At 47.8% G+C, this 17,024-nt stretch carries 12 protein-coding genes; 7 read left to right on the top strand and 5 right to left on the bottom strand.

Annotated features, from left to right (window positions below):
* Window positions 1-6: 6 nt before the first annotated feature.
* Entirely contained in the window at window positions 7-1,137 is a 1,131-nt protein-coding gene (locus tag ACN0IC_RS02280; protein WP_416877137.1) for a CaiB/BaiF CoA transferase family protein, read from the bottom strand.
* A gap of 205 nt (window positions 1,138-1,342) precedes the next feature.
* On the opposite strand from ACN0IC_RS02280, the gene ACN0IC_RS02275 reads away from it, so the two are divergent.
* On the top strand, window positions 1,343-3,604 hold the full coding sequence (locus ACN0IC_RS02275) for a TonB-dependent receptor (RefSeq protein ID WP_416877136.1): 2,262 nt from the start codon (window positions 1,343-1,345) through the stop codon (window positions 3,602-3,604).
* Here the strand turns inward: ACN0IC_RS02275 and ACN0IC_RS02270 are convergent.
* The gene (locus tag ACN0IC_RS02270; RefSeq protein ID WP_416877135.1) at window positions 3,601-4,269 is read right to left on the bottom strand and encodes a TetR/AcrR family transcriptional regulator; all 669 of its coding nucleotides are present in this window, start codon (window positions 4,267-4,269) and stop codon (window positions 3,601-3,603) included. The two genes, ACN0IC_RS02275 and ACN0IC_RS02270, sit on opposite strands and share 4 nt — an antisense overlap.
* A 79-nt stretch (window positions 4,270-4,348) precedes the next feature.
* Here ACN0IC_RS02270 and ACN0IC_RS02265 point away from each other — a divergent pair, with 79 nt between their 5' ends.
* From ACN0IC_RS02265 to ACN0IC_RS02250, 4 genes are all read left to right on the top strand, one after another.
* Entirely contained in the window at window positions 4,349-5,908 is a 1,560-nt protein-coding gene (locus tag ACN0IC_RS02265; protein ID WP_416877134.1) for a class I adenylate-forming enzyme family protein, read from the top strand.
* The gene (locus ACN0IC_RS02260) at window positions 5,901-6,767 is read left to right on the top strand and encodes an alpha/beta fold hydrolase (RefSeq protein ID WP_416877133.1); all 867 of its coding nucleotides are present in this window, start codon (window positions 5,901-5,903) and stop codon (window positions 6,765-6,767) included. The genes ACN0IC_RS02265 and ACN0IC_RS02260 overlap by 8 nt, the downstream gene beginning before the upstream one ends.
* Before the next feature lie 49 nt (window positions 6,768-6,816).
* Window positions 6,817-8,088, top strand: coding sequence for a spinster family MFS transporter (locus ACN0IC_RS02255; protein ID WP_416877132.1), 1,272 nt, complete (start codon window positions 6,817-6,819; stop codon window positions 8,086-8,088).
* Between the two features lie 87 nt (window positions 8,089-8,175).
* The gene (locus ACN0IC_RS02250) at window positions 8,176-8,487 is read left to right on the top strand and encodes an antibiotic biosynthesis monooxygenase family protein (protein WP_416877131.1); all 312 of its coding nucleotides are present in this window, start codon (window positions 8,176-8,178) and stop codon (window positions 8,485-8,487) included.
* Between the two features lie 70 nt (window positions 8,488-8,557).
* Here ACN0IC_RS02250 and ACN0IC_RS02245 read toward each other — a convergent pair whose 3' ends face one another.
* Window positions 8,558-10,093, bottom strand: a complete 1,536-nt coding sequence (locus ACN0IC_RS02245) for a BCCT family transporter (RefSeq protein WP_416877130.1) — start codon at window positions 10,091-10,093, stop codon at window positions 8,558-8,560.
* A 554-nt stretch (window positions 10,094-10,647) separates the two neighbouring features.
* Here ACN0IC_RS02245 and ACN0IC_RS02240 point away from each other — a divergent pair.
* Window positions 10,648-12,159 (top strand): MFS transporter, encoded by a 1,512-nt coding sequence (locus ACN0IC_RS02240; protein ID WP_416877129.1) that lies wholly within the window; start codon window positions 10,648-10,650, stop codon window positions 12,157-12,159.
* A 17-nt stretch (window positions 12,160-12,176) separates the two neighbouring features.
* Window positions 12,177-13,187: a LacI family DNA-binding transcriptional regulator gene (locus ACN0IC_RS02235; RefSeq protein WP_416877128.1), complete on the top strand. Its 1,011-nt coding sequence runs from the start codon at window positions 12,177-12,179 to the stop codon at window positions 13,185-13,187.
* Here the strand turns inward: ACN0IC_RS02235 and ACN0IC_RS02230 are convergent.
* Both ACN0IC_RS02230 and ACN0IC_RS02225 read right to left on the bottom strand, forming a co-directional pair.
* Window positions 13,184-14,770, bottom strand: coding sequence for an alpha-glucosidase (locus ACN0IC_RS02230; protein WP_416877322.1), 1,587 nt, complete (start codon window positions 14,768-14,770; stop codon window positions 13,184-13,186). The genes ACN0IC_RS02235 and ACN0IC_RS02230 overlap by 4 nt on opposite strands.
* Window positions 14,771-14,839: 69 nt before the next feature.
* Window positions 14,840-16,798 carry an alpha-amylase family glycosyl hydrolase gene (locus ACN0IC_RS02225; RefSeq protein WP_416877127.1) on the bottom strand — a complete coding sequence of 653 codons (1,959 nt, stop codon included), beginning with the start codon at window positions 16,796-16,798 and terminating at the stop codon, window positions 14,840-14,842.
* Window positions 16,799-17,024 lie beyond the last annotated feature (226 nt).

Genomic DNA, 17,024 nt, shown 5'->3' with positions numbered 1-17,024 from the left:
TCTCCCTTAAGTTTGAGGCGCGATTTTCTCGTCCGTCAAACTTTTTATCTTGTCCGCGGAATACCCCAATTCTGTAAATATGGCGTGCATGTCTTGATTGGGCATATGCACGTTCGGCGGAGTATGTGGCTCAAGCGCGCCAAACACCGGCGCGTTTCGGGGGTGGATAAAGGGTCCGGAAGACGTCAATCCGCCTCGCGCTGCCATTTGCGGATGCTCTGCGGCCTCGACATACGACAGAACAGGCGTGACGCAGGCATCTGATCCATCGAAAATTTCTGACCAGTCGTCTCGCGTCTTGGACGCAAATATGGCTTCCAGTTTCGCTTGCTGTTCTTTGTGACGGGCCGTCTCATTCTGTCCGCCAAATTCTTCCGGATCAATTTTTAAAAGCGACAGCATTTGCTCAAAGAATTGTGGCTCGATGCAACCGACAGCCATGAATTGTCCGTCTAATGTTTTATAACATCGGTAATAAGGCATAGCGCCGTCGAGCAGGTTTCGTTCGCGCTGCGGCGTCCAACGCCCGAGACCCGAAAGCGTGTAAAACAACGTCATGAGGGAAGAGGCGCCGTCAATCATGGCGGCGTCAACAACCTCGCCTTTTCCAGTTTTATCGGCTTGCAGCAAACCTGCAAGCATGCCGGCCACAAGAAAAAGACTTCCCCCGCCATAATCACCGATCACATTAAGCGGGACAGGCGGCTCTTCACCTTCCTTCCCCATGGCATAAAGCGCCCCTGACAAACCAATGTAATTTATGTCGTGGCCGGCCTTTTTCGCCCATGGTCCATTTTGTCCCCAACCCGTCATCCGGCCATAGACAAGCTTTGGATTTACTCTGTGACATTCTTCTGGCCCAACTCCGAGGCGTTCTGTGACCCCCGGGCGTAACCCTTCAAACAGGCCATCCGCTGTTTTGATGAGGTCCAAAAGAACCGCTACGCCCTCAGGCTTTTGCAGATCCAGAGTAATCATGCGTTTGCCGCGATGAGCAATGTCAGGAAAATTAAGCCCGCCCGGGCGGCAAACCAAAATAACTTCCGCGCCCATATCAGCCATTACCATTCCCGCATAAGGGCAGGGCCCAATTCCGGCGAGCTCTATTAATCTGTAACCTGAAAGAGGAGCGGACATATCATTACCTATGTTTTGGCCAAGGCTTTGCACATGGCGCTCAACGAATCCATCAAGATATTTTTCTGCGGCGTAATCAGAACTTTATATTTTTGCCGGGAATGTTATTTCAGAACTATTATTGACAAATCTATATTCCCTGTTATTCAACAAGCGTTGAAATTGAACGCTTGTTGAAATTAGCGTCGCTCCATGGGGAATAATTATGAAAACCAGTCTTGCACTGAAAGTGTCGTCATCCGTTCTAGTTTTATCTGCGATGGCAATTACTGATCCGGCCTTTGCGCAGAATAATGACGAAATTATTGTCACCGCACAGCGACGGGAACAAAGCCTTCAAGAGGTACCAGTTTCCGTGACGGCAATTTCTGGAGAAGCCCTCCAGGAAATCGGTGCAATTGATATTACAGACATTCAAAAAATCACACCTAATACAACGATTGAAGCTGCAAGAGGGTCAAATTCCACTTTGATTGCTTTTATTCGTGGGGTGGGTCAGCAAGATCCGCTTTGGGGTTTTGAACCTGGTGTCGGAATATATGTTGATGACGTCTATATTGCGCGGCCTCAGGGCGCTGTTCTTGATATTTTTGATGTTGAACGTGTTGAGGTGCTTCGGGGACCCCAGGGTACGCTGTATGGAAGAAATACGATTGGCGGCGCTATCAAATACGTCACTAAAAGACTTAATTTGGAGGAGCCGGAGCTAAAAGCCCGGGTTAATGTAGGTTCCTACGGGCAATTCGATCAGATTGTTTCCGGGTCGATTCCACTGGGTGAAACTTTTGCGATTGGTGGCGCGCTCGCAAATTATCAGCGCAATGGCTTTGGTGAGAATTTGAATACAGGAGCAGAACATTATGACAAAGACATATTTGCTGCACGTCTAAGCGCTGAATGGAGTCCCTCTGACTCATTCAATGTCAGAATTGCAGGCGACCTGACTCAAGACGATTCTAATGCAAAACATGGCCATCGGTTATTGCCAAGCGCGGACGGTACATTACCTGTTACCGATAGCGAATATGACACACGTGCCGGCATTGGCGACAATAATGAAGTCGAAACACGCGGCGTCTCCCTGACAGCTTCTTACGATTTGAATGAAGCGTTGACTGTTAAGTCTATTACTGCCTATCGCGAGGGAGAAACAGTCACCCCTATTGATTTCGACGCTTTACCTCAGCCTGATTTTGATGTTCCCGCAACATATCAGGACGACCAATTTAGTCAGGAAGTGCAACTTTTATATTCTGGAGATCGTCTATCGGGCGTCGCCGGGCTCTATTATCTTGACGGTTCTGCTTCAGGCGATTTCGATGTCATACTAGGCGCCCTGGGTTTGACCATTTATCAAGCAGGTGATCAGTCGAAAGAGAATATTTCTGCCTATGCGGATTTTACATATGATCTGACAAATGCTCTCAGTGTATCTTTGGGAGGGCGTTATACCGAAGACAAAACAGTCGCAGATGTTTCGCGCGAAGTGTGGCTTGGCCTGGGGTCAGGGTCATTTGACCCATCCAATACCTCCTCAACTTTTCTAGCAACTCAAACAGGCTATGACGGTATTGAAAGAAAGGATACAGAGTTTTCACCTCGCGTTGCAATTAATTACGAGTTTTCTGAAGGGACAAATATTTACGGTTCCTATTCACAAGGGTTTAAGGCGGGTGGCTTTGATCCTCGGGCGCGAGCCGATCTAGATCCGTTAGGGTTATCCCGAGAAGGCTTTGGTCCTGAAACCGTCGACAGCTATGAAATTGGCTTGAAAGGTAACTTATTCCAGAACAGACTTACATATAGTCTTGCCGGCTTTATTGCAGATTATACGGATCAACAAATCACGGTTCAGCAAGGAGTTGACTCTGACAATGATGGCACAAATGATACATTTGTATCCTCTGTGTTCAATGCAGGTAAGTCTGAGTATAAGGGACTAGAATTTGAAAGTAGTTTCCGCCTGTCTGATGATTTCACTCTTGATGCCGTAGTGGGTTACATAGATGCCGAAATTCAAGAAATTTTATCGGCGGGCCTCGATATTTCTGACGCATTTGTCACCCAAAACACACCGGAAATTACGACGCGATTTGGTTTTAGTTACGCGTATGATTTAGAAAACATGGGAAGCCTTCTCTTTACGGGCTCAGCGTCATATCGTGACGAATATTTCTTGTTCAACGTTCCAAATCCTGGATTTGCAGCCGGAACAAATGCTGTTTTCCCAAATGGTGGGCCAGCTTTGGACCCCGATCCCTACACAGTTTTTGATCTCGGCGTGAACTGGACGAGCGAGAGCGGACGATGGGACTTCGGTATTTATGGCCGAAACCTGACAGATGAACGCCCGCGCGTTGCGGCCTACAACTTTGTGACGCCTAGCCAGTTAGGGGCGGATTCTGCTTACTCCGCTTTTTATAGAGCCCCGGCCACGGTCACCGCGTCGATAGGGTTTAAATATTAAGGGGTCTTTTGTGCGCATATGGCTTTGATACCAGCGGTCACAAAAGAGCTCATATGCGCATAGCCCAATTCAGTATCGGATGAGGAAGTCAAGCCGTCTGACAAGACGTCCAGCCGTCCTGTGTCCGCAAATGTCAATGTCAGCGCGCCGGATAGATAATGATAGGACCAGTAAATCGCTTTTTCATCGGCCTCCGGCAGAGCCAACCGGAGAGCGTCGATAAAACGCCTTACCAGCGGGTTAAAGAATTGGGTCATGAACTCTCCGCCATATTCATGGGAGTTGTTCACATAAGCAATCAACGCCAGATAATGCTGCCATCCTTCATCCGCAGAGTTATGAATTTTGCCGAGCGGCCCAAGATAGGCTTCGATAATGGCGTCAACGGTCGGAGGGTTATTTCCAGCGGCGGCCAGGCATTCATCCAGCGCGGTATGGCGGGCATTGTTCAAGACATCGGCGCGGCGTTCCAGAACGGCATTAAACAGATCCCGTTTGGGTCCAAAGTGATAATTGGCAAGCGCAACATCGACACCGGCCAGTTTCGTTATCTGGCGCAAAGTGACCGCATCATAGCCAAATTGCGCGAACAGGGCCTCGGCCGCGTTCAGGATACGGGTTTTGCGCGAGAGCTTCTGCTCGGTTGTTTTGGCAGAGTTCGCCAATTGATATCTCCCGTCCGTCAAAAAATTAATTTGATTATGCTGCCCTCTGCCATGCGGGTCAAACTTTACGAGTCATATTGTGCCTAAAATTATTCATTCAACGGATCCATTATTACCGGACATCTTTGCGCTGCACGGGAAATGGCGCGCCGATAAAATTGCCGTCATATCAGACACAGAAACTCTATCTTGGAAAAGCTTTAATGAGCGTACTTATCAAGTTGCGAATGGCTTGAGAACAATGGGTCTTGAAAAAGGGGATCGGGTCATTGTGTTGATGTCCAATGGTCTGCCGATGATGGAAGCCTTATTTGGGATAATGGCTGGAGGATTTGTGTCTGCCCCCCTAAATGTCTCGGTAACAAATGACGCCATTCTCAATATGATACTGGATAGCGGGGCGAAAGCCATTTTCGTGTCAGAAGAATATACCGACCGCATTCTGAGTTTAAAGGCTGACCTTCCCAAGGAAACATTTGAAAATTCTATCTGCATTGGATCGAATATACAGGGCACCATAGACTATGAGCCTTGGCGAAATAGGCAAAATAAAACGCGTCCGGAAATCGATTTAAAACCCGATGACTATTTAAATATTATCTATTCTTCCGGAACGACCGGAGAGCCAAAAGGAATCGTGCACACTCATAAGGGCCGTCGTGATTGGGCTTATGATATGGCCTTGACGCTGCGGTATAATAGTTCGGCGCGTTTTCTTGTCACAATCGGACTTTATTCAAATATTACCTGGGTTGGTCTGCTTTCCACAATGCTCTCTGGCGGAACCGTTTTAATTAACGGAAAATTTGAGGCCGCCGATCTTTGGAGACGTATTGAACAGGATAAAATCACTCATCTTTCGATGGTTCCCACGCTCTATGAACGCATGATGGATGTTGATCATAAAGGGTATAACGCAAGTTCTGTGCAGGGCATGATGAGTGCGGGGTCGCCCTTACGCGCGCCTGTGAAAGCGGCCTTATTTGATCGGTTTGAGTGCGGGATAATTGAATTATACGGCCTTACAGAAGGTGTCATTACGACTTTGGATCCAGAGGATGCAGCGGGACGTCTTTCTTCGGTGGGGCTACCACTTCTGGGAACCGATCTGAAAATTCTTGATGAAGAGGATAGGGAGTGCGAGACCGGACAGGCGGGCGAGATCGTTTCCTGCGGCCGTATTGTCATGCCGGAATATTTCAACAAGGAAAAGACGACCAGAGACGCCCTCTGGATTGATGAAGAGGGGACACATTGGCTTCGTACTGGTGATATTGGTTATCTGGATGATGAAGGGTTTCTTTTTATTGTCGATCGTAAAAAAGATATGATCCTGTCCGGGGGACAGAATGTCTATCCGCAGGATATAGAAGCCGTTATGGCAAGTCACGAGGACGTAAAAGATGTCGCCGTGATTGGCGTTAAAAGCCGAAAATGGGGGGAAACGCCGCTTGCCGTTATTGCCGCCAAGAAAGAGGATATAGATAAAGACGCTCTGCGAAACTGGACGAACGCTCAAATGGGCAAACAGCAGCGAATTGTAGATGTAGACATAATCGAGGAAATCCCGCGTAATCCAAATGGGAAAATCCTCAAACGGGAACTCCGCAAAAAATATGAAAGCCGTCTCTTTGACTAAACCCTATCACGACATATTCTATAAAAGTCCGGATGGCCTGACGCTTTACGCCCGTGATTATGATGACGGGGCAGGAAAGCCCGTTATTTTAGCTATGCATGGACTCACTCGAAACTCTGCTGATTTTCACGAGCTCGCCCTTCATTTAAGAAATCGATTCAGAGTTGTCGCGGTCGATCAACGGGGGCGCGGCCGTTCTGATTACGATGCGGACTCTAGCCAATATCGTCCGGATATATATTGCGCAGACATGTTTCACCTTCTCGAGTACTTGGATCTTAAAGAAGTAATTTCAATTGGCACGTCTATGGGCGGCCTAATGACGATGATAATGGCATCACAAAAACCGGAAATCTTTAGGGCCGCCATTATAAACGATATTGGTCCGGAAATTGCGCCAGAAGGGCTCAAACGCATAAAAGGATATGTCGGTGTAAGTCGTGATTTCGCGTCTTGGGACGAGGCGGCAGAGGCCATCAAAATCCAGCAAAGCCCGGACGTATTTCCGCTCTATACCACTCAAGACTGGATGGCTTTTGCCAAAAGGGTCTGCAAACAGACGCTCGAGAGACGAATAGAGTTTGCCTATGACCCGGCCTTGGCAAATCCTTTTAAAGAGGATGACACGGTTTCTGCACCGGTTGATATGTGGCCATTCTTTACCGGACTAAAGTCCATTCCAGTCTTAACTTTCAGGGGGGAACGTTCGGATATTTTGTCGGCTGAAACCTTAGAGAAAATGGCGCAATTACACCCTGATTTTACGGCTGTGACGATACCCGATATCGGCCACGCGCCCATTCTGACCGAACCGGAAAGCCTCGTCGCAATTGATAGCTTTCTAAAGCCTTTCACATGAAAAATCGCGCATTTAACATCACAGACTTTTCCCAAAGCCCGGATAGATTATGAAAACCCAAACCACCAATCGCTGGTATATCCTGTTTATTTTGACTTTGGTTTATTCGTTAAATCACGTTGACCGGCAAATCATGGTCATTTTGTCTGAGCCAATTAAACAGGAATTCGACCTGACTGACACGCAAATTGGTCTTTTGACAGGTATCGTGTTTGCGGGGTTTTACGCCATTCTGGGCATTCCTTTTGCGGCTTGGGCCGATCGCGGTAACCGCCGCAATATTGTGGCACTGTCACTTTCAATCTGGTCAGGCATGACAGCGCTGAGCGGCTTTGCAGGAAGTTTTTGGCAACTCGCGGTCGCGCGTATGGGGGTAGGAATAGGCGAAGCCGGCGGCACGCCGCCGGCAACCGCGATGATAGCGGATGTCTTTCCGCCTAAACGCCGCGCTCTCGCTCTAGGGATATATACAACTGGTATCAGTTTTGGAATTTTAATCGGATTTATTCTGGGCGGAGCGATCGCAGCCAAATATGGATGGCGTATGGCTTTCCTTGTGGCGGGCGTGCCGGGACTTTTCTTAGCGCTGATTCTTATGCTGACGGTTGCAGAACCGAGGCGAGGACAATCCGAAGGCAGACTGCAAGATGAGGACACACCAAGCGTTAAGGAAACAATCGCATTTTTCTTAACTCAAAGAGCGATGATTAGTTTGCTTCTCGGTGGCGTCTTTGTCTGTGTGTCTGCTAATGCCTTCCTGGTTGGGATTCCGCTTTACCTTATTCGCGTTCATGAAGTGCCGATCGGAGAGTTAGGGATTGCGCTAGGTCTTCTTATGGGCGGCCTGGGCGGCATCGGCGCCATTGTTGTCGGCGCAATATGCGATAAGTTATCGCAAAGAGACTTGCGATGGCGTCCTTGGACAATTTTGATTACGGGGCTGATCGCCTTCCCCTTTATCGTCTGGTTCCTATATGCGCCGGATAAACAAACCGCGTATTGGGTATATTTCTTCCCAGGTCTGTTCGGACTGCTTTACGCATCAATTTCATATACGGCGATGCAAGAGCTTGTCCCCGTTCAGATGCGCGCCATGGCTTCGGCTGTAATGCTGCTGTCTTTAACCCTGGTAGGTATCGGCTTAGGCCCTGTTCTTTTGGGGATGATTTCGGATTATTTTGCAGAGGAGCTGGGGACGCGATCAATTCAGCGTTCACTCACTGTTATCTTGATATTTAACGTTTTAAGTATCGTGTTCTATCTGGACGCTGCACGTCATTATCGAGACGGCGTTGCCAATGCCCTGCAGTTTGAGAGGTAAGGTTTCAGCTTTCTGAAGGTAAATACTCAGCAACTTGAACGACAGTTTTATTGCCTCTAAGGGATAGGAACTCAGAGGAGGTTGCTAATGTTTGTTGCGGGTTATTGGTGGAAAGTACATCCGGGTAAAGAAGAGCAATTTCGCGCGGCATGGCGACGCGGAACGCAGCTGATACAGGAAAAATACGGCAGTTTGGGGTCACGCCTGCACCAGGATAAAGACGGGCGTTTTATCGGCGTGGCCGAATGGCCGGATGAAGCGAGCTGGCAAAAAGCTTTTGATGAAAAAATGGCCTATGATGATCCCGAAACACGTCAGGCCTTTGTGGAGGCCGTCGCTGATACGGCAGATGAGCCTTTATTGCTTATGCATGTGACGGATGACCTTCTGAATGGATGAGCGGGATTTAGAGAATAGGAAAGAAGCAATCATTTTCTTGCTTGATTGAACTGAGTTCCTGCCAACCAAATTAATTTGACTGTTTCATAAGACGCAAATCCTTGAGCTTAATTGTGCCAAGAAGAATGAGGACTAAATTAAACGTCAGCACTATGAAAAGAGCGGGAAGTCCGCCAAGATTTGAAAGCATTTTAACGCCGTCAATTCCTGATAATGAGGTCATAATCCAAGCCGCAATGCCAACGGCGCTAGCCCATATAAGTTTTATGAGGAGATTCCCTTTTCCTTCGATATTTTCTGTTCCTTTTGCGGCACATAAATTTGCGATAACGTCCGTATTTGAATCGGCCGCCGTGACATAGGAGATAAACGAAACGCTCACAAACAAGATCGCAAGGGGTAAAGCAAAAGGGAGATAATCTACAACCGCATATAAGACATGGTTCGGTCCCTCTGTCTCCAGAACGTCTTTCAGAACGCCCGGATTCGTATTTTCAATGTTAAGGGCTGTTCCGCCAAAAATTGTCATCCAGATCATTGAAAACAAAGCGGGGAGAAGAAAATTCACGACAATATAAGCCCGAACCGTGTAACCACGAGAAATTTTCCCTAAGAACAAGGCGGTTAGCGGAGCCCAGGCGAGCCAATTAGCCCAATAAAACACGGTCCAGCCATTAATCCAATCTTGATCATTAAAGGGGTTCAGAAGAAGGGAGCGTGGCAAAAACTCCATGGCGTACTGACCCACGGACGTTGTCCCTAAACCCAATATGTCCCAGGTCGGTCCGGTGATGAGCACGAAGATCATAAGGGCAAGAAATATCTTTGTATTAATATCTGAGAGCACTCGGATACCCTTATGAAGGCCGCTTGCGGAGGAGATAAAGAAGGCGGCAACAATTGCGGCGGCGACACATGCCATTAACACTGGTCCGGATGTGAAGTGACTAACGCGCACAATTCCGCCAGAAATTGACAAAATACCCACACCCAAAACGGCGGTAAGGCCGAATAACAAGGACAGGAGCGCCAGGCCGTCAAGAATATCTGCACCTTTTTGAGGGATAGGACCGCGCGTTAAAATCGAAACGGGGGAGGATAGAGAGAATGGTTGTTTCAAATTGTAATAAACCAATGCGAAGGTCAGGCCGGGAATGGTGTAGATCGCATAAGGCGTGAATGCCCAGTGCATGAAAAGAGTGGTCATCGAAAAACGGGTGGCCGACTCACCCCCAGGTTTGATCGGCAGCCCTCCAGGGGCATATAGATGATAAATCGGCTCCGCCGTCGCCCAGAACAGAATACCTATTGCGATCGTCGTCGTGAGCGTAATTGCCAGCCAGCTCCAACGGGTCAGGAGCGGCTTGGCGTCCGCCCCGCCAATCCGAATTTTTCCAAGGGGAGACAAGGCCGCCCAACAACAGGTCGCCACAAATATGAAAGCGCCATAAGCAAAGGCATGGGGAAAGACAGCCAAGATCCAATCATTAATGGAGGTTGTGGTTTGTAGAAAAATAACAGGCTTCGTCAGACTCGTCCCCACCAAGAGAATAAATACGAGAAGCGGCATCCAGAACACCACAGGACGAACATTTAGAGATTTCACTATCTTTTCGCCTTGAACGTCTGAATTTTTCTTGCTCCCGGAGTTGCCAAAGTCTTTTTCGTTTTGAGACTATCGCATCATTTTGACTAACTTGGCTCGTGAGCAGTGTTGCAGTCCGAAAGTAGGTGGTAATAGCTAGGGAGTCCACAGATACGGCAAAAGGAGTTAAAAAATCAAATGGCTTGACTGGAATGCGATAATTAATCTTGGCCAAATAAAAATCCGTCCAACACATTATTTATAAGGAGAGTTTCTCTTTCAATGCCTTAAAATACAAACTTCAAAGATAACTTAAAACTATCAAAACTCTTTATATTCACTCTAAGTTTACGGCAAAATCGAATGTTTAGCCGTAAATTTGAAGATGCTTTGGCTTCCTTAGAGAATACAAAGTCCTAGAGCATTCAAGGCACAATAATTTTTTTACTCGACAATACCATTCTGCGGATGTAAAAAAATGTAAAAATTACATATTTTTTACATTTGAGAATTCGATTAGTCCGCTGGGAACGAGTATAATGTCTAAAAATTTTGAAGCAAATATGACTCCCAGGATGAGACAAAAGCCGATGATGAGCCTTATCAGCATCATCAACATGGCGTTTGGTTTTTTCGGGTTACAAATCGGGTTTGCTTTACAAAATGCCAATTCAAGTCGCGTCTTTCAAAGTTTAGGGGCGAATGTTGATGAACTCGCCCTTTTTTGGCTGGCCGCTCCAATGACGGGCCTGATTGTCCAGCCAATCATTGGGTATCTCTCGGACAGAACTTGGGGGCGGTTTGGGCGTCGAAGACCGTATTTTTTTGTGGGGGCGTTGCTTGCATCGGTTACTTTGATTTTTATGCCGAACTCTGGCTACCTTTGGATGGCGGTCGGTTCGCTCTGGATACTCGACGCCTCTCTGAACATTTCGATGGAACCGTTTCGGGCTTTTGTCGGTGATAATCTCAATTCTCGGCAAAGAACGCTTGGCTATGCCATGCAGGGCTTTTTTATCGGAATAGGGGGCTATGTTGCCTCGAAACTCCCAAACTACCTGACGGCTGCCGGCGTCTCAAATACTGCGGCCGCCAATGACGTTCCGGACTCTGTGAAACTGGCTTTTTTGATCGGGGGCATATTGTTGTTTGGATCCGTTCTCTGGACAATTTTAACGACAAAAGAATACACACCAAAAGAATTGCAGGGCTTTGAGGCCGCAGAAACGTCAGAAGTCGCTCTTATGAGGCAGCGCCCTCGAGCTGTGCCTGAGGCCGGTTTTTTTACAAAATGGGGAGCTATAATTTCAGGGCTTGGTGCCGCTCTGATCGCTCTGGTTTTTGCCGCAAACACCGATAAGCAATTTAGCATTTTTGCGGGTCTGGTTTTGGTCACAGGCGTGCTATTCTTGATGAACTCCTTTTTTATAAAATCCGGTCAAACCGACAATATGCTGAGTGGCGTCTTAGGGGACCTTGTAACAATGCCAACGCTTATGAAGTGGCTGGCCGCTGTTCAATTTACGAGCTGGTTCGCCTTTTTTATCATGTGGATTTATACAACACCTGCCGTTGCGGCCTATCATTTCGGGGCGGTTGAAGCTGGATCAGAAGCCTATGGTCAGGGCAGTTTAGCGGTTAACAATCTATTTGCGCTTTATAACTTAGTGCCTATTCTTTTCAGCCTTATACTGCCTTTTATTACGCGACTTATCGGATTGAAACTCACATATGCGCTCGCCTTAATTTGCGGCGGTCTGGGATTAATTTCCATTTATTTTGGCGGACCCTCTACATTCTGGCTTTCCGCGATTGGGATAGGCGTTGCCTGGGCTTCCATTCTCATTCTGCCCTATTCCATTCTAGCAGATGCATTGCCAGCGGAGCGCATGGGGACCTATATGGGTATATTTAACTTCTTCATAGTTATCCCGCAAATTGTAGTCGGAACCGTAATGGGGGCTATTGTTAAAAATGTTTTCGGAGGAGACGCTATTTACGCGCTTCTAATTGGGGGAGGCGTGATGATGCTGGGCGCTATCATTTTATTTTTCCTTCCCTATAAACAACCTGTAAAACAGACCTAACCAGAGTAGAGATTCTCATGGCAAAAAATATACGTCTGGAAGATTTAGCCGATAAAGCGGGAGTTTCTATCGCGACCGTGTCCCGCGCCCTCAATGATAATCCGGCCGTGAATGAACAGACGAAACGCCGTATTTGGAAATTGGCGCGAGATAACGGCTATGGCTTTCGCCCGAATATGCCATCTTCTCTGGACAGGGCCGTGGCGACAATTTCAATCGTCATTCCGACGCCGCAAGGCCGTGAGGGTTGGTTGCTTGACCCTTTTTTTCTGGAGTTGATAGGCGGCATAGGCGAAGCCGCGCGGGAGTCGCGGTGTGACTTTCTTGTGTCTCACGCTATCCCGCAAAGCTATGACGACCTATCCAAGCTTTTGGAAACAAATCGTTCCGATGGGGTGATTTTTCTAGGTCAAAGTTTTTTACATGAGCGTTTGAATCGTCTTGCCGCTGTTGAAAGCCATTTCATTGTCTGGGGAGGAGAACTTCCGGGTCAAAAATATTGTTCTGTCGGAACGGATAATATTCGGGGCGGAAAACGCGCGACAGCGCATCTTGCCCGACTGGGGCGTCGCCGCATTGCCTTTTTTGGAGATATGGAAGCCCCGGAAATCAGACAGCGATATGATGGCTATAAACAAGCTCTTGAGGAAGCGGGCCTCCCGCTGGACGCTGAACTGGTCGTCCCTGCCCATTTTGAAATTGAAAGCGCCGAGGCGGCCATAGATGCGCTCCTGTCAAAAGGCATAAAGTTTGATGCGGTATTTGGCTCTAGCGACACTATCGCCTTGGGCGCAATTCGCGGCGTGATGCGGCGCGGTATTCGCGTGCCGGAAGACGTTGCCATCATTGGATATGACGATATTCAGCTCGCCAAATACAGCCGTCCGGCCTTAACAACTATCCGTCAGGATCTTGCCAAGGCTGGGCGTTTAATGGTTTCCAAATTACTGAACTCGTCAGGCGGTGGAGAGATGATTTCCGAACGTTTGCCGACGGATGTCATTATTCGAGAGTCCTGTGGCGCCTAACCTGCAATAAATCCGCTATAGGCGGGGATGACCCTTTTCTTTATGGGATCCCCCACAGACGCAAGGATGTTACCGACAGCTTGTTCAAAAAGAAGAGGCCTGTTGGTCAGGTTAAAGAGGCAAAGCTTTTCCTCTCCTTCATGCTTACGCGTAAAGGCGAGCAGGTCTTTATCCGTTTGCAGAAAGGCAATCTCGCCTTGCCGTAAAGCCTCCGAGCTTTGACGCAAAGCAATAATGTTTCTGTAAAAGTTCAGAACAGAATCCGGTGTTTCATTCTGTAAAGTTACGGCCTTATCACTATGGGCTTCTGTTAAAGGCAGCCAAGGTTCCTGAGTTGAAAAGCCGCTGTAATCATTCCCTTTATCTGTCCAGGGGAGCGGCGTGCGAGCGCCGTCGCGCCCCAGCGTTTCGGGCCAATTCACAATAGCTTCAGGATCTTGCAGTTTCTCAAACGGAACCTCAGCCTGTGGGAGCCCAAGCTCCTCGCCCTGATAAATAAAAACATTGCCGCGTAAGGACAGTAAAAGCAGCGCTATAAGTTTTGAATATTGGTCAGTTTCGCAGTCCCCCTGCCAGCGCGAAACGGCGCGCGGGGCGTCGTGATTGGAAAAAGCCCAACTTGGCCAGCCTTCGCCCGGCCCGCCTGGCCAATCCGCCTGGGTTGAGCGAATTAGATCTGCGTTGATTTCATCGGCATAGAGGAAGTCAAAAGCATAGGCCGAGTTAAGATGTGTCTCACCTTCGGTAAATGCTTTCATTTCGGTAAGAGGAAAGGGGCCTCCCACTTCGGCGACTGTAAACCGATCGGGATAGCTGTCTGTTACCTGTCTGATTTTTGCAATGAATTCCGGCAAGTCAGGATGGGACATCGACCTTGTGTGCCGCTGAAAGTCGAAGGGGCGTGTCGGCGGACGCTTAAAGATGGTTTCAACCGGATTGTCGCGAAGTTCCGGGTCGTGCATCCCGAAATTCAAAGCATCCAAGCGGAAGCCGTCTACGCCGCGATCCATCCAAAATCGAGCGACATCCAGAACCGCGTTTTGAACGTCTGGATTATGCAAGTTAAGATCGGGCTGCTCGGCCAGAAAGTTATGTAAATAATATTGTCCGCGGCGGGCGTCCCACTGCCAAGCCCCCATTCCAAAAACGGACTGCCAGTTATTAGGTGGCGTGCCGTCCGGATTTGCATCCGCCCAGACATACCAGTCTGATTTTGAGTTGTCGCGGCTAACCCGGCTTTCCTCAAACCATTTATGCTGGTCAGAAGTATGCGAATAAATTTGGTCGATAATGACTTTCAGACCGAGCTCATGCGCTTTGTCCACCAAAGCGTCAAAATCTGATATGGTGCCGAAAATTGGATCTACCTGAGTGAAGTCGGAAATATCATAACCGAAATCCGCCATGGGGGAGAGGAAAAAGGGCGAAAGCCAAATAGCATCCACCCCTAAGGAAGCGATATGATCCAGCTTGGAGGTGACACCAGGGAGGTCTCCAATGCCATCTCCGTTACTGTCCATAAAACTGCGCGGATAAACTTGATAAATCGTTGCGCCTCTCCACCATTCAGTCTGGGCCTGCATATCTTTTTTACGAATAGGCCTCATCTCTGAGTCTGTTTTCGCCAAAGTAACACTTTCCGTCATTGAATTTTATTTCCGCGTAGAGGGGGTTGTGGATCGACACATGACTAAACCAAAGGCTGGAAGAGTTACGGTTATATTGCCCGTTGTATTGACGCCTGATGGGCATTCACCCCTCAAAGCTTCGAAATCAGAAGAGCGGGCATCAATAGACAGATTGACTGTGCGAGGTTTTGTTCCTGTATTTGCGGCAATTATATACTCTACTGAGGTTTCAGGATCGAAGCGTGAAAAGGCAAAGACGTGTCCGTCTTTTTCTGTCAATCGAGATACCATCTCCCCCCGGCTAAGGGCAGGATGAGCGCGTCTGAGAGAAGCACTTTCAGAAATAGTGCGATAAATCGGATGGGTTTGATCAAAGTTTTCGTCTGCGGTCGTCGCATCTGTGCCAATAAGATCATTGTCATTATACACTTCAACTTGGCTCGGGAAAAGCGGCTCCCGGGCCAGTTGATCATGTCCATCGCTCACAAAGCCTTGCTCGTCACCGGAGTAGATAACAGGGACGCCGCGCATAAAAAGCATGAGTTGGTGAGCAAGTTTAGTGCGCGCTAAAAGTTCTTGTTGAGAAATCCCCGGCATTGTTTCTTTTAGAAGACCTGAAAAACGGCCCATATCATGGTTACCGAGAAAAGTTGGCAAGGTTCGCCCATTTTTCGCCGCTTTGCTGTAAAGAGCATCGGCGTCTAGAAAACGATCAAAGCGGGCTGTTCCATCCTTGCCGCTCATCACGTCCATTATTGCTTGTTGAAAGCCAAAATCCAGAACCTGATCAAATCCGTCGACCCGCGTATAGCGGGCGAGCGCTGCCGGGTCAGGATTATAGACTTCTCCGAACATGTAGAAATTTGGAATACCTTCTGCGGCAGCTTGCGCCTTCATGGTCGGGAGAAACTGGCGCCAGAAATTTGGATTGACGTGGCGGGTTGTATCGATCCTGAAACCATCCATTTTATATTCAGAGATCCAGCCTTTAAAAATATCAATCATCCCTTCAACAACAACAGGATGCTCGGTAAATAGATCGTCGAGACCCGCGAAATCTCCATAGAGTGAGCTTTCGCCCTCAAAAGTGGAATCTCCGCGATTGTGATAAAATTTCGGGTCATTCAGCCAATTTGGCGTTTTTACCTCTTCTTCCCCCGCGGGAATATAAGGCGTGTAGGAATAATCATCTCGGTTTAAGGCGTCGAAATTTGTCTTCGTTTGAAGGTGTGCTCCATCGCCAAGGAATCCCTCATTTATAACTTCCCCATCAATCCCGCCTTTCGTGGCATAGGGAAAATCGGCCAATGAACGATAAGGGCAATCATCTGTAGATTTGTCAGGCCCCTGATATTGCGGATCATGACATTCTCGGTAAGCAATCACATCTGCCGTGTGATTCGTAATTATATCTAGATAGACTTTCATGTTGCGCGCATGAGCGGCTTCAACAAAGTCTTTTAAATCTTCATTGGTCCCCAAATGAGGATCAACAGAGGTGAAATCTGTAATCCAGTAGCCGTGATAGCCAGCGCTTTCCTGACCGGGGGCGCCTTGAACCGGTTTGTTTTTGTAAATTGGCCCGAGCCAGATGGCGGTTGCGCCCATATTTTGAATATAGTCTAGGCGTGACGTCAGACCTTTCAGATCTCCGCCATTATAGAAGCCTTTATGAGTTGGATCGAAACCGTGTTCCAGTTTTCCTCCAGTAAACCCTCCCGTATCATTTTCGGTATCGCCGTTTTCAAATCGGTCCGGCAACATGAAATAAATAACGTCGTCTTCAGGCGGGCGTGACAAGTAATGCTGAGACGAAACCTCTGTCTTTTCTTCTATAAGGGAAGGCGTATTTGTGGATTGGGTCTCCACCTGCGGTCCGGCCAAAGCCGGCACTCCGGCGTAAGCAAGGCTTAAGCCGAAAAGGGCAGTGGAGAGAACTGTGCGGGCTGCATAGTCTTTACAGTCTGTAAGAGGTGGTCGCATTTTTGTATCCCCGGTATAGATTTTGTCTTCTTGATAAAGGAAGACTGATTTTTTGCCTTATCTCTTAAAACAAGAGCATTGAAAAGCTAAAATGTAAAAATTTGCAGTAAATTTTTCATCGAAATATGGCTGATTATGGATTTTAAATTAAAAAAAACATGTTAAAACAGTAATATAAGGTATGTCTGTGGTTATTTTGCAACAGTTTTATTGCAATTATTAAAAA

Source organism: Litorimonas sp. (assembly GCA_029936425.1).
Taxonomy (GTDB): Bacteria; Pseudomonadota; Alphaproteobacteria; order Caulobacterales; family Maricaulaceae; genus Litorimonas.
This window is presented reverse-complemented; position numbering and strand designations above follow the sequence as displayed.